Source organism: Hyphomonas sp. CY54-11-8 (assembly GCF_000682735.1).
GTDB lineage: Bacteria > Pseudomonadota > Alphaproteobacteria > Caulobacterales > Hyphomonadaceae > Hyphomonas.
On sequence record NZ_AWFD01000036.1, the window covers coordinates 55561 to 67951 of the forward strand.

The 12391-nt window shown below is 57.6% G+C and carries 13 protein-coding genes; 9 read left to right on the forward strand and 4 right to left on the reverse strand.

Annotation, left to right across the window (positions count from 1 at the left end; translation table 11 throughout):
• Positions 1-211 precede the first annotated feature (211 nt).
• Positions 212-643 (reverse strand): GNAT family acetyltransferase, encoded by a 432-nt coding sequence (locus HY17_RS16310; RefSeq protein WP_034768615.1) that lies wholly within the window; start codon positions 641-643, stop codon positions 212-214.
• A gap of 287 nt (positions 644-930) precedes the next feature.
• On the opposite strand from HY17_RS16310, the gene HY17_RS16315 reads away from it, so the two are divergent.
• From HY17_RS16315 to HY17_RS16330, 4 genes are read left to right on the forward strand one after another with little or no spacing between them, the layout of a single operon-like run.
• Positions 931-1494, forward strand: a complete 564-nt coding sequence (locus tag HY17_RS16315) for an antirestriction protein ArdA (RefSeq protein ID WP_051600231.1) — start codon at positions 931-933, stop codon at positions 1492-1494.
• Positions 1495-1499: 5 nt separating this feature from the next.
• Positions 1500-1694 (forward strand): hypothetical protein, encoded by a 195-nt coding sequence (locus HY17_RS16320; protein WP_034768617.1) that lies wholly within the window; start codon positions 1500-1502, stop codon positions 1692-1694.
• A complete protein-coding gene (locus HY17_RS16325) occupies positions 1691-2164 on the forward strand; it encodes a hypothetical protein (protein ID WP_034768619.1) in 474 nt (157 codons plus the stop codon). The genes HY17_RS16320 and HY17_RS16325 overlap by 4 nt, the downstream gene beginning before the upstream one ends.
• Complete coding sequence (locus HY17_RS16330; RefSeq protein WP_051600232.1) at positions 2161-4185, forward strand: ParB/RepB/Spo0J family partition protein; 2025 nt, start codon at positions 2161-2163, stop codon at positions 4183-4185. The genes HY17_RS16325 and HY17_RS16330 overlap by 4 nt, the downstream gene beginning before the upstream one ends.
• Before the next feature lie 78 nt (positions 4186-4263).
• Here the strand turns inward: HY17_RS16330 and HY17_RS16335 are convergent, their stop codons facing one another.
• Complete coding sequence (locus HY17_RS16335) at positions 4264-4653, reverse strand: VOC family protein (protein ID WP_034768621.1); 390 nt, start codon at positions 4651-4653, stop codon at positions 4264-4266.
• A 390-nt stretch (positions 4654-5043) separates the two neighbouring features.
• On the opposite strand from HY17_RS16335, the gene HY17_RS16340 reads away from it, so the two are divergent.
• The 5 genes from HY17_RS16340 to HY17_RS16355 all read left to right on the forward strand — a co-directional run bounded on the left by HY17_RS16340 (position 5044) and on the right by HY17_RS16355 (position 8890).
• Positions 5044-5367, forward strand: coding sequence for a DUF736 domain-containing protein (locus HY17_RS16340; protein WP_027836414.1), 324 nt, complete (start codon positions 5044-5046; stop codon positions 5365-5367).
• A gap of 239 nt (positions 5368-5606) precedes the next feature.
• On the forward strand, positions 5607-5861 hold the full coding sequence (locus HY17_RS16345) for an AlpA family transcriptional regulator (protein WP_051600233.1): 255 nt from the start codon (positions 5607-5609) through the stop codon (positions 5859-5861).
• A complete protein-coding gene (locus HY17_RS20055; protein WP_197020302.1) occupies positions 5851-6543 on the forward strand; it encodes a S26 family signal peptidase in 693 nt (230 codons plus the stop codon). The genes HY17_RS16345 and HY17_RS20055 overlap by 11 nt, the downstream gene beginning before the upstream one ends.
• On the forward strand, positions 6504-8477 hold the full coding sequence (locus tag HY17_RS16350; protein ID WP_034768624.1) for a DUF3363 domain-containing protein: 1974 nt from the start codon (positions 6504-6506) through the stop codon (positions 8475-8477). Before HY17_RS20055 ends, HY17_RS16350 begins: the two co-directional genes overlap by 40 nt.
• 77 nt (positions 8478-8554) lie before the next feature.
• Entirely contained in the window at positions 8555-8890 is a 336-nt protein-coding gene (locus HY17_RS16355) for a hypothetical protein (RefSeq protein ID WP_034768626.1), read from the forward strand.
• Between the two features lie 53 nt (positions 8891-8943).
• On the opposite strand, the gene HY17_RS16360 is transcribed toward HY17_RS16355, so the two are convergent.
• Positions 8944-10377: a hypothetical protein gene (locus HY17_RS16360; RefSeq protein ID WP_197020303.1), complete on the reverse strand. Its 1434-nt coding sequence runs from the start codon at positions 10375-10377 to the stop codon at positions 8944-8946.
• Positions 10374-12140, reverse strand: a complete 1767-nt coding sequence (locus tag HY17_RS16365; protein WP_051600234.1) for an SIR2 family protein — start codon at positions 12138-12140, stop codon at positions 10374-10376. The genes HY17_RS16360 and HY17_RS16365 overlap by 4 nt, the downstream gene beginning before the upstream one ends.
• Between the last annotated feature and the right edge of the window lie 251 nt (positions 12141-12391).

Here is a 12391-nt window from a genome sequence, read left to right on the forward strand (position 1 = left end):
CGGCGATCACCCCTCGCGGGAGCGAGGGGGCTGCTTCGCTGGCGGCTTAGCGCCAGCGGCCCGGCTCGTCTCCGGACCCCTGGCCTGCCCTTCCGGGCAGTCCAGCGGCATGCGGGTGTCTCGCCGGTGATCGCGCCAGCCTGCGCTTCCCACTGACAAGCAGAGGGGTCGCAGGCTGCTCGGCCTCCATGAGTATCATGAGGACGCTGGCTCAGGAGGTGCTCGTGTCGTTCAGCCATTTACCGAACACGGTCACATCCTGAGCTTCATAGCCGAGCGCGCCGTAGAAGGCTTCGGCACTCTGATTGCCCGTGCGCACCATGAGCTGGACTTTCGGGATCCCGCGGCTTGTGAGCCAGAGCTCAGCCTCAGTCATCATTTCACGCCCATGACCGTGGCCCTGATGGCCAGGCTGAACGGCGAGATAATAGATCCAGCCCCTGTGTCCGTCATGGCCGACCATGACGGATGCGATCAATTCATCTTCCTTGTAGCCCACCATCAGGCTCGCTTCGCGGCTCCGTACACACAGTTCGATATCGGCCGCAGGGTCGTTCCACGGCCGCGTCAGGCCACAGCGCTCCCAGAGCGCAATCACAGCGTCCCGGTCCTGCTCGCGATAGGTGCGGATATGAAGGCTCATACAGCCTGTCTTGCGGGATTCGGTGCGGTTGGCGCGCCCCTGCCTGTATTCGTCCCCCCGGCGTCCAGGACAGTCCCCCTATCAGACGGAGGTGGGCGGACGACCGGTCTGCCCGGACCCGCCGCTTGCGCAAGGCGGGCGGGTTTGAAAGGCGTCTCGGAGCGCTTGGAGCATCCTACCTTTCCGCCTTGCGCAACCGGCTAACGGGTCCGGCCTGCCGGCCTTCTCGCCGCCCACCCCCGCCTGATGCGGGAGGGACATTTGGGCGGGGAGACGAGACTGACGCCATGACTACACCTGAGCCTTCAGCCCCCCTTGCGGCAGACGCTGCACCCACACCAGCAGACCGCCCCCGCATCTATGTCGCCTGCCTTGCCGCCTACAATAATGGCTGCCTGCACGGGTGCTGGATCGAGGCCACCACGCCGGACGAGGTGATGAACGAAGTTCGCGCCATGCTGGTGGACTCGCCGCTACCGGACGCCGAGGAATGGGCGATTCATGACTATGAAGGCTTCGAAGGCGCGCAGCTTTCCGAATATGCAAGCTTCGAGACGGTCTGCAATCTGGCCGAGTTCATTGCCGAACATGGCAGGCTCGGCGCGCTGGTCCATCGCCATTTCGGCGATGACCTTGAGCGGGCCGAGGCGGCCTTCGACGATTATGCAGGCACTTATGCCAGCCGGGCAGACTTCGCCGAGGAACTGCACCGCGACACGGGCACCGAAATCCCCGCAGCCCTCGAATACTATATCGACTGGTCAGCGCTCGCCCGCGACATGGAGCTCAATGGCGACATCATGGTGTTCGAGACTGGGTTCGAAGACGTTCACGTCTTCTGGACGCGGTGAGCGCCATGGCAAGATTTCAGGTTCGACCACGCGAAGATGGCCGTGGCCCCTATCGCTGGGCGCATGTCGTCAAGACCGCGCAAGGGTTCGCACAAGGTACGATCTATCACCAGTCCGGTGACGAAATCGACGAGGCAGAGGCGCGCGAGCTGCGCGCACTCTGCGACCGTGAGGGCTTCGAGCTTCGGAGGGCGTCATGAGCTTTGCCGAGCGCTTCGATAGCTTCGCTTGCGAAGGCGATACAATCCGCTGTGAGGCCGAGGGCTTCACCATCACGGCCCAGATTGTCGCCCATGATTGCCCCGATGCGCCGGACCAACGGCAGAACGGATTCTGGCCTTCGCTCTACAAGGATGCGCCGGGCTTTATCGGGCCGGGGAATGGCTTTCGTCAGCGCTTCGCTGAGGCGCAGGCCAAGGCCGAAGCCGTTATGGAAGCGTGGCGCAAGGGTGAGTGGTTCTATTGCGGCATCGTGCTCTCCGTCGAGCGCGACGGCATTGAGATGGATAGCCACGCCGCGAGCCTCTGGGGCGTTGAGTGCAATTATCCCGGCACGGACAATAGTTATCTCACCACTGTAGCGAATGAGCTTCTGCCGGAGGCTCTGGGCGCAGGCCGCGCAGCTGCCTCGCGGCTAGCGGCGACCGTGACGGGCTGGGCCGCGACATGAGCGCTGCCCGCTCCCTCACTGACTTACTTGGCCCACGGCCCCGGATGACGCTGGTCATTGCCGAGGCCCAGGTCGCCGAAATCTGGGTCGAGGGTCGCGCGCCGCTGATCACGATCCGCGACTATGACTGGGGCGAAACCGACCCCGAACCCTGCCGTGACGGCGACGGCTTTCCCTTCACGAAAATCCACTGGAGAGACCCGGCATGGGCGCTGGGTCTCTCGCTTTACCCGCCAGAAAAGGAGACCTCCATGGCACAGCCCAACCTCAAACACATCCCGCTCGACGAGCTTCGGATATCAAAACTCAACATGCGGCATGGAAGGAAGAAGCCGGACGTGTCCGACATATTGCCGTCCATCCGCGAGAGCGGTTTGCGCCAGACCCTGCTGGTCCGCCGAGAGGGCAAATATTATGGCGTGATCGCCGGACGCCGCCGCTTCTTTGCGCTGAAAGAGATTGCCAAGGAGACGGGCGAGACGCCGTTGGTTCCCTGCGCAATCATGACCGAGAAGGATTCAGCCTCGGCGATTGCCGCCTCCGTCATCGAGAATGTCGGACGCCTGCCTGCGACCGAAATGGAGCAATATGAAGCATTCAAGCGCCTGCACGATGAAGGCAAGGCAGTGGAGGATATCGCCTCCTTCTTTGGCGTGACAGAGCTTCTGGTGCGCCGTGTGCTCGCGCTTGCTTCGCTCGCCGATCCGATCCGCAAACTCTACGCCGAGGACGAGCTGGACCGCGAAACAATCCGCGCGCTGACGCTCGCCACGCCAGACCAACAGGCCGAATGGCTTCGCCTCTACGAGAGCGAATCCGAACGCGCCCCGATGGGCCGGTCCTGCAAGGCTTGGATCACGGGTGGCACCACGATCACGACCGACAAGGCGCTGTTCGATCTTGAGACCTATGAGGGACAGGTGACGGCTGACCTGTTTGGCGAACACGGCGTATTTGCTGATGTGGACCAGTTCTGGGAAGCACAATCTGCCGCGATAGCCGAACGGATCGAAGCCTACAAGGAAGACGGCTGGAGCGATGTCATCTGCCTTGAACGCGGGGCGTACTTCCATCGTTGGGATCATGTCCAGTGCGCCAAAGAAGATGGCGGGAAAGTCTTCATCGAAACCCGCCATGACGGCACGGTTCTGTTCCATGAGGGACAGCTGACCTCCGCCGAGGCCCGCAAGCGGCAGCAGTCCGCGAAGGGCTGCGGCGACGCTGTTCCGGCAGCAATCCGCCCTGAAATGTCCGGCCCGCTCGCGGAATATATCCTGCTCCATCGCCATGCCGCCGCGCAGGCGAACCTTACTGCCTCGCCCGCCATTGCGCTCCGCCTGATGGTCGCACATGGGATGGCTGGGAGCGCCCTCTGGGATGTCCGCCCGTTCGAGCTTCGTGCCCGCAAGGATGAGACACAGGCGAGCGTGGAAAGCTCGAAATCTGTCGCTGCGCTGGCCGAAGCGACCGCACAAACCGACGCCCTGCTCAAGGCGTTGAACGTAAGTCCGACCCTTCGCCGGAATGGCGATGACTACCGTTTGTGCGAGATATTCTCGGCGCTGCTCGCCATGTCTGACGAGGAAGTGATGCAGGTGCTAGCAAACGTCATGGCCCGCACGCTCGAGGCCGGGAACGGCATCGTCGAGGCGGTCCTTCACGTCTGCGGCACCGACCTGTCGGATGCTTGGAAGCCGGATGATGTCTTCTTCGATCTCGCCAAGGACAAGCGCGCTATCAATGCGATGATCGGGGATATTGCCACCGCATCGCTCGCAGACTCCTGCCGCACCAAAACGGGTAAAGCGCAGAAGCAGGTGCTGGCAAACCGGATCAGCGGCGAAGGTTGCGAGGCCAATCCTGACTGGCGACCGGGCTGGATGCAGGTGCCTCCGACCCGCCTTGTCGAGGGGGCCGGGTCACCGCCTGCCGATGCGTGGACACGGATCGCGGGCCTGTTTGAAGCGGAGGCAGAAGCCACTTCTGATGAGACGCCTGAGACGCAACAGGACGCTGCCTGAACTCTCGTCTCCTGTTCAGCCAGTATAAGGGGCCGCCCGGTGCATGCCATCGGGCGGCTTCCTGTTTGAAAACAGCCTTCAGGCCTCGTTAACCTTGGTACCAATCAGACAAAAGCCATTGCCGAATGGATCACTACAAAACGCTACAGGTGGGTGTTTTCCAGCATCAAATCTCTCTTCGCACGTCGCGCCTGCCTCAATGGCAAGGGAAAGAACTTCTTCAAAATTATCCACGTGAAAGTCGATGTGTACAGGAGTCCAGTGCCGGTCATAGCGCCGGACATCCTGCGTTTCTTTGGCGGGTTTTGATCCGGGAGCCTTTTCAATGACTCCAATCCGGGAATCGCCCCGTGCAAGGATAGCGTAGCTTTCGACAGGCCGCGCTATTTCTTCAAAGCCGAATGCCGCGCAATAGAATCGAATTCCCTGTTCAAGGTTCGGGACGTCAATGGAAACCATATGATGCATGTCACGCTTCTAACACGCGCTGGTGATCAGAGGCAAAGCTCATGATACCGCATAGCACCTCGCGTCGCACAAATTTGATTGCGGCGGACAAGCCCCCCGCCTATGCCAGTCCGGCTCCGATTATTCCTGCTGATCCTGCTCCAAACCCCTTGTTCCCGTCTCTTGCCGTATGACCTGGACGCGCTGAACCGGCCCTGAAACCGGACGGACGAAGAATTTTCCCTGGCGCTTTCGCGCCTTCCTCGCGCAGCAAAATTCCCCGCCCGTCCGGTGCTCCGCTTTGCTACGCCCGCTAGCGGTTCAGGCCCGGCTCAGCGCGTCCTCACGGTCCGGCGTCGACGGGGACAAGGGGTCCCCGGAGACAAGCCAAGGAACGAAAAGGAGAACCCCATGGCAAACGCACTCGGATATGTCAGCGAGACCAAGTCCGGCTTCGAAGGCACCCTCGCAATGATGAACCTCTCAGCCGCGATCCGCATCGAGAAGAATGCGGAGAAATCCGAAGAAGGCCAACCGGACTACCGCATCTATGCCGGTGAAACCTCGACCGAAATCGGCGGCGGCTGGATGCGCAAGGCGAAAGCATCGGGACGCGATTATGTCTCGCTCACCCTCGCAGACCCCCAGATCGGTCCCCGCCGGATCTTCGCAAACCTCGCCCCGGTCAAGGGCAAGAAAGGCCGGCACGTGATCCTCTGGAACCCGCGCGACTAGGGTTCAATCGTCCTCTCAACGAACCGCTCCGGAGACATCTCCGGGGCGGCTTTTGCTGTTCAAGAACAGTTCGACTGGAAGCGCTGATGGATCAATCAGCGCTCAGTTTGGGCGCGGGATTTTTGTGTGCCTTCAGGGGTGTCGCGAGCGCTGCGCGCGAGTTCGACACTCTTAATCTGAGGATGAGCTGTCAGTCTGTCAGGGCTTCGAGTTGCGTAAGAGAAAGGAGAAGCAACGCCATGACAGAACCTATCAATAATGGAGATGCGCTTCGGCCAAAATCAAACCTCCCTGCCCCGACTGAATGGCTGAATACGGATGAAACCGCCGATCATCTCGGTCTCAAGCCGAAGACGCTAATCAATATGCGCTCGCTGGGAACAGGCCCCGTCTATCACAAGATCGGTGCAAAGGTCTGGTATCGCGGCAAGGACATTATCGCCTACACGAATGGCCGCAGGTTCATGGGTACGGGGATGCGCGATGACTCGTAGAGACGCGCTTCTTGCGATGGGATGTGGACTGAGTTTGATGCTCGGAGCGAGCGTTATTGACCGCTCGGATTTTGTCTGGAACCGGACAGAAAGTGTTCCCAGAGGACTCTATTTTGTCGACCGGTCAACCCCGGTTTCGAAGGGTGATCTGGTCGCTTTCGAGCCATCAGATGAGGTGCGGAAATGGCTCGATCAGGAGGGAATTGTCGGCTCCGGCTGGCCGCTTCTGAAGCATGTTTCAGCTCTTGAAGGGGATGAGATTTGCCGGTGCGGGGTGGAGATATTCATCAACGGATCGCACGTCGCCGACGCTCTCGAAACAACCGGGTCCGGCGCCCTGCCCGCCTGGCAGGGCTGCCGGATGCTTCAGTCCGGAGAGGTCTTTCTGCTGAATGACCATCCTCGTTCGGTGGATGGACGATACTTCGGCGCGCAGCTTCGCGCGCGCATATTGGGTATCGCAAGGCCCATCTGGACCTACAGCAATCGGCCGGCTGAGTATCAGGCGGACGACAAAGCGGTGGAAAGCGGGTCAGGAAAGGCATCAGGGTCCCGGAGGGCAAGATTAAGGGAGTGTCACCCGGCGACACTTAACCCATTGTCTGCACATCCTTTTTTATGTGACTCCGCTCCGGAAGGCGGGTGCACGGATTTGCAATCCGCTGCGCGCTTGGAACCGTGAACGACGATTTCGACTTTGTTCCGCGCCTCGGAAAGATCAGGTCGCAGGGCAATGCAACGACCCAGCTGAAGCGGCTGAAACGCGTCGTCGCGAAGGGGCGGCTCGGGACGCGCAACCGCAAGTTTCTGGCACCGGGAGCGGTGCGTCATGCAGGGCGTGGAAAGGTACAGGCTGCCTTTGCCCGGCACTGGTCCAGCCAGCGGGCCAGGCGCGTCATTGTTAAGGTACATATTGCGTGGGCGGGTCCGACCGGCGCGCCGAGTTTTGCAAAGCATGTCGCCTACATCCGCCGCGAAGGTGTCGGGCGCGAGGGCGAGCGCGGCAAGCTCTATGACCGGAGCGTCGATGAAGCGGATGCGAAAGCATTCAATGATCGGGCTGAGGAAGACACGAGACAGTTCCGGCTGATCGTCTCCCCGGAAGATGCCGAGCAGATGAAGGATCTGACGCAGTTCACGCGGGAATTCATGAGCCAGGTCGAGAAGGATCTCGGGCGCCGGCTCGACTGGGTCGCGGCCAACCATCACGACACGGGCCAGCCGCATGTCCATATCGTGATCCGCGGCGGCAATACGCGGAATGGTGAGCTGCTGATTGACCGCAAGTACATCACGCATGGGTTCCGGGCGCGGGCGCAGGAGCTGGTGACGCGCGAACTCGGTCAGAGGCGCCTACGGGAGATGGCGGCGGCGAGGTCGAAGGAGACCGAGCGAGAGGCGCTGACGGCGGTTGATCATGACATTGCGCGGTCGCTGGTCGATGGAAGTTACACGCTAGAGAGTGAGCGCGGGGGGGTGTCGAGGTTTGACAGTACGGTCGTGAACCGCCGCTTGCGGTTCCTGGAAACGCTCGATCTCGCCTCACGGCAGGAAGACGGCCGGTGGACGTTGAAAGAGGGTTGGCAGGATACGCTGCGGGTGCTGGGCAGGCGTGGTGACATAATCCGAACGCTGGCCAACCTTGAAGGCAGGAAGATCGATACGTCGCGTCTGCATGCCCTGCCCCGTGATTTGAACTCCGCTGGCGAAATCCTGGGGCGGCTTGTTGCCACTTTGCCGGGCGATGAATTGCGGAACGGAACCACGGCACTGATCGAAGGGCTCGATGGGCGAGTCTGGTCAATAGAAATGACCGAGCAGGAAGCGGTTCAATTGCCGACGCCGGGTGGGATTGTTTCGGTTGGGCGAAAGGCAATCGAGCCGAAGCCTGCCGACCGGACGATTGCCGCAATCGCCGACCGGAATAGTGGGGTCTATTCTGAGGCATTGCATGAGGCGACTGATCCATCCAGTTCGTCGGCATTCAGGCTTGCTCACAAGCGTCGCCTGGAGGCGCTGAGAAGGCTTGGTGCAGTTGATAGAAATACCGATGGAAGCTGGAACGTCCCGAGAAATTTCGAGGAGCGTGCGTTGCAGGCCGATGCAAGAAAGCAAGGTCTGGCTGTCGATGTTAGGTCCTGGCTGCCGATTGGAGCGCTTGTTGAGCGACAAGCAGAGACGTGGCTGGATCGGATAGACGCCGATGTGTTGGATGGCGCAGCAGGTCCATTCGCGGACGAGCTACGAAAATCGCTCAACATCCGGAGGGCTTGGCTGCGAAGCGAAGGCTACGCGCTGGATCAGAACGGCCAGCTGACACGAGAAGTCGCGGAGCGCCTCAGGAAAGAGGAGCTTCAAGCTGCAACAAGGACGGAAAGCATTCGCGAACGGCGGCAGTTTGTATCTCGGGAGGACTGGAGAGACTTTTCCGGGACCTATTCGCGGCACGTCGAGATGGCTCAAGGCCAATTTGCTGTGATTACTGGTCGAGATCGCTACACGCTTGTTCCAGTATCCGCTAGGAATTTAGTCTGGCTTGGCCGCAAAGTTACGCTCAGCCGTTCGCGTAGCTCAATCCAGTGGACGTTGGGTCGGTCCAGAATTGGTGTTTCCTGAGGATCCCGATTGTACTGGCGCTGGTGGACAAACTCGTGCTTTCTGGTTGAGTTTACTCACAGGGGGCGAGACTGCAGATGTTGGATAGTGCCCAAAAGGAAATGCTTTCAACAGTCGCTAATGTTTGCGCAATCCTGACCTTTCTCGGAGCGCTTTTGGCTTGGTTGAATTACAAGCTCGAACGATGGTCGAAAACTTCAAAGCTCAAAGCCTATTTGAAACGCGTACGTCAAGAAGACCTAAAACTTAATAAGAGTGGACATCGGACGGCGTTACATCTCATCCGCCATGTGGGTCTTACAGAGGATGAAATCCTAAGGGCTAGCTTCGACAGCAAAAAAATTCATCGCGTTGTTAGCGTCGACCCAGAGACAAGTAAGGCAAACCAACTCCTATTCTATTTTGAGAAATAGTAATCCGGTCTCTGGCGATCTCACTGGATCGGCCAAGTTAGACCACTCATCCCTCACATAAATAACCGTACCGGGTAAGGCTTTGCTTCCAACTTCGGCATACGCTTGATCACTTGGGCAAGCACATCGGCATACTCTAGCGTCACTGGAAGACGCGTGTAGGGACCGTCATTGTTCCAGTTCATTTTTGTTAGCGCCAGCGCCTCCTCGCAGACGTCGAAGAAGTCGCCCCTGCCAGCAAATCTCGTAATCAACAACGGCGAAGGAATGCCTTTTCCCTCTTTATAAAAATATCCACGGTTTCCGGCCATTTCCGGGATATTCCCTTGCGTCCATAGCAACGCTTCGTGATCACCCAACGGCAAAATTTGCCCTCGATGGCATGGATGTCTCTCTGCGGACTTCGGCTGACTAAACAGCATACCTTGCCAGCCGTGGCTTTCTTGAACCTGTAGCAGTTCAACATCCTGCACATTCCTGAACGCGGCTAAACAACCTTCAATCTCAGGCTTCCGGAATTCGGTATTTTTGAATACGACGACACGCTGTGGAAGATCGCCGGCATGACAAGACTGGTATATGGAAAGGCTACGCGCCATTACCTTCAGCATCTGCTCCTTATGCATGAACGGATTGCGCCTGAAGACAGACACATCCTCCGCCTCATAAGCTATGAAATCCAGACCTGCGCCATCTGAATCGAAAACCTGCGCGCAACATATGGCAAAACGGGATGGCGCGTCAGTGCTCGACCGGAGAGCGTAGTCTATACCCACGTATGCTGTTTTCGGCCTGGTATTGGCCAGCGCCCAGGGAACACCTCCAGCTTTTGTGTAAGTCGCGATCGCCAACCGCCACATCACGCTGCAACGGCAGTAGTAGTCGAGGGCTCGGTCGTCTCTGATAATCTGAAGCGGCATACCTGCTGATGCCGAATATGCTTTTAGGTGGTCGTGCAGGTCGAAATCGTCTTCATCGGTTCCACCGAATCCCTGGTGCCATTTCGCGGGGACGCCCATGAAAACGACATCAAAATCGTGACGCTGAGACCTTAAGCTCGACAGTGCACCGGTAAGGGCTTCTGCAAGCACTCTGTGTGGCGCGCTTGAGGATTCAACACGGCTATCTAGAGCATCAGGTAAAATGATTGCCGCATCGTCGCGAGCTTTTGCGATTGAAACTTCAAAAATGCGATCGAAACCGGGATATTCTGGAAGATAGTTTTTGCGTTCCTTGGGCTGATGGCGGCTGTTCAATTCGTTGACCAAATGCCTCAGACGTCCAAGCATGGACTGCTGGCCGACAAAAGCAATACGAATAGGGTTGGAAACACTGGCGAGGCGGAGCTTTCCAAAGGGACCGTTGTCCAGAAGCCCCTGCAGTGGATGCAGACCAAATGTTTCAGGATCTGCGTTGCCAAATTTTAGCAAGGGTTCGGCTAGTCTCTTGTGGCGGGGGAGATTGAACGGATTGACTGACTTGGTCATGATTGGAGCCCGCTGAACGCGGTCACTGGCAGCACTTCAAACCTCGCGCCAATTCCTGTCCCACCTTCAATGCCTAGAGTGACCGCATCCCGGGTTGTGCCAAATATCGCCTGGATCCACCCATCCAAAATTGAGTTACTCTGGAGGTTGTACCTGCGCACACGACGTTCGCGTTGAAACTCCTTTGCGTCAGCTTTCGCGTCATCTGGCGTACCATCGTCGAAATCCACGAGCACGACAGGACTTACAAGCAGCCAAAGCCGATCCATCTTATAGTCGAGCCGCAACTGGCAAGCTTCACTCCAAGGCAAGCCTGCGCTTGTAGTCCCGTTAAGCAGCTGTACTGCGGTTTGCAACGCGCTTAAGTCGAAGCTCGGTTGACCGCCATCCGCTCGAAAGTAGTGGCGATGTCCCGCTCTGTGCAATTCAAATCCGCTGTGCATCGACAGCGATCTAAACAGTGCATCCCTCAGAAGTGAACGTTCGCCAGACTCGAACGCTAACCTCTCCGCTATTACGCTATGTGTATCTAACGAGCGAAGGTTTGCATCACCAAACACGCGCCTTATTTCCCCATCATCGCCAAATGCCAACACCCCTTTCTTGATTCGTGATGCGATTAGCGACGAGTCCAATTCATTGAGGCGCTCCTGAATTTCGCGAGCGCCGCCTATTTCGCAATCTACGAGTCGCACTGTTTTCGGGTAGTCCGTGATCGGAAGTGCATTTGTTCGAACAAATGGTACTGACGGAGATCTGCTCGACAAATCCAGTTTCCTCGGTGCTATCTTTCCCTTGTCATCAAGCTGGATCGTAAGGTCTTCGGTATCCGGCAAATAGCGGATAATGTCAGAAAAAAGCTCGTCGAAACTTTCTGCTTTTACGAAACATGCGTCGACGCCCGCAGCCTTGGCATCACTAATTAAGCCAACCAGCTCCGGATACTGATGGTCGGTCTCACGCACAAACCAAAACAACCCATTGGGAAAGCCCTTACCGCCATTAATTGCTTCTCTCAGCACAGCCATGATTGACGAATCCCGCCCGCTATATCCTGAAACGGCCAATCCAAGATTTCGGCACGTGTCCAACAAGATGTCCCGCATTTGTTTGTCTTGGATAGCCAACTCTCCGGAAGTATTTTTCAGTTTCTCAGATTGAAAATCTCCATGGAGTTTGGCGTAGATGGGCCACCTTTGTTGAGCGTAAGCTGTCGAAATCCGTTCAGGCTCGCCCAAATCTCCAACAGTCAATTCAGTCGTAGTACCCCAAACATTCGCGACCGCATCTTCCATGACCCGGTCGAAATTGGTCGTCCAGATCACGCGCGCACGGTCTCGCTTCATCAAATGCGCAAGAGCCATATGACCATAGCTCGGCTTGGCACCTCTAATCATTCCGTCAATGTAACGACGACGATCTTGTGCATCAGGATACGTCGCTTCGAAATATTCGGCATATTCCGCCTCGTCCCAAAGTCTTGGGTATCGTCCCGTATCGTCACAGAACTTCTGCAGAATTTCCTGCGTTCGAGTATCGCTGAGATTTGAGATTGCGCTCGCAGGTATCTGCTTGGCAGACCGATACAGTCGCGACTTGAAGTCCCAAATCATGTCGTCGGCAGTTTTGATGTTGGACGCTCTCGAAGCGCCGGCACCAAGCAACCACATGACGCCCTCAGCGCGTTGCTCGAACTTTCGAAGAAATGTTGGAAGATCGAGCGTCAGGTCCGCTGACAATTCTTGTTTTTCTGTCCCAGGCATTGCGGTTCCATTTGTCAGGTTCAACAGTACCTGAAAAAGGGTACCCACCTCAAAGTTTGATCTCGTTTTGATTCTCTAGGTTCAGCGATTCGAGGCCACGAATCAATCAGGCGATTTAATGACCGCACGCCCGGATAAATAGTCAATGCATGTTCGAATTCAGAAACGAGCGGGGCAGCGTTAATGCCGTTTTCACTTACGTATAACTCCCCCGAAATCCCATCGTTTTTCCGAGCCTTAATGGCATCATT

Excerpts from the sequence above, each read along its gene's own strand:
- HY17_RS16310 (WP_034768615.1), bottom strand. The coding sequence starts at position 643 with ATGAGCCTTCATATCCGCACCTATCGCGAGCAGGACCGGGACGCTGTG.
- HY17_RS16315 (WP_051600231.1), top strand. The coding sequence starts at position 931 with ATGACTACACCTGAGCCTTCAGCCCCCCTTGCGGCAGACGCTGCACCC.
- HY17_RS16320 (WP_034768617.1), top strand. The coding sequence starts at position 1,500 with ATGGCAAGATTTCAGGTTCGACCACGCGAAGATGGCCGTGGCCCCTAT.
- HY17_RS16325 (WP_034768619.1), top strand. The coding sequence starts at position 1,691 with ATGAGCTTTGCCGAGCGCTTCGATAGCTTCGCTTGCGAAGGCGATACA.
- HY17_RS16330 (WP_051600232.1), top strand. The coding sequence starts at position 2,161 with ATGAGCGCTGCCCGCTCCCTCACTGACTTACTTGGCCCACGGCCCCGG.
- HY17_RS16335 (WP_034768621.1), bottom strand. The coding sequence starts at position 4,653 with ATGCATCATATGGTTTCCATTGACGTCCCGAACCTTGAACAGGGAATT.
- HY17_RS16340 (WP_027836414.1), top strand. The coding sequence starts at position 5,044 with ATGGCAAACGCACTCGGATATGTCAGCGAGACCAAGTCCGGCTTCGAA.
- HY17_RS16345 (WP_051600233.1), top strand. The coding sequence starts at position 5,607 with ATGACAGAACCTATCAATAATGGAGATGCGCTTCGGCCAAAATCAAAC.
- HY17_RS20055 (WP_197020302.1), top strand. The coding sequence starts at position 5,851 with ATGACTCGTAGAGACGCGCTTCTTGCGATGGGATGTGGACTGAGTTTG.
- HY17_RS16355 (WP_034768626.1), top strand. The coding sequence starts at position 8,555 with ATGTTGGATAGTGCCCAAAAGGAAATGCTTTCAACAGTCGCTAATGTT.
- HY17_RS16360 (WP_197020303.1), bottom strand. The coding sequence starts at position 10,377 with ATGACCAAGTCAGTCAATCCGTTCAATCTCCCCCGCCACAAGAGACTA.
- HY17_RS16365 (WP_051600234.1), bottom strand. The coding sequence starts at position 12,140 with ATGCCTGGGACAGAAAAACAAGAATTGTCAGCGGACCTGACGCTCGAT.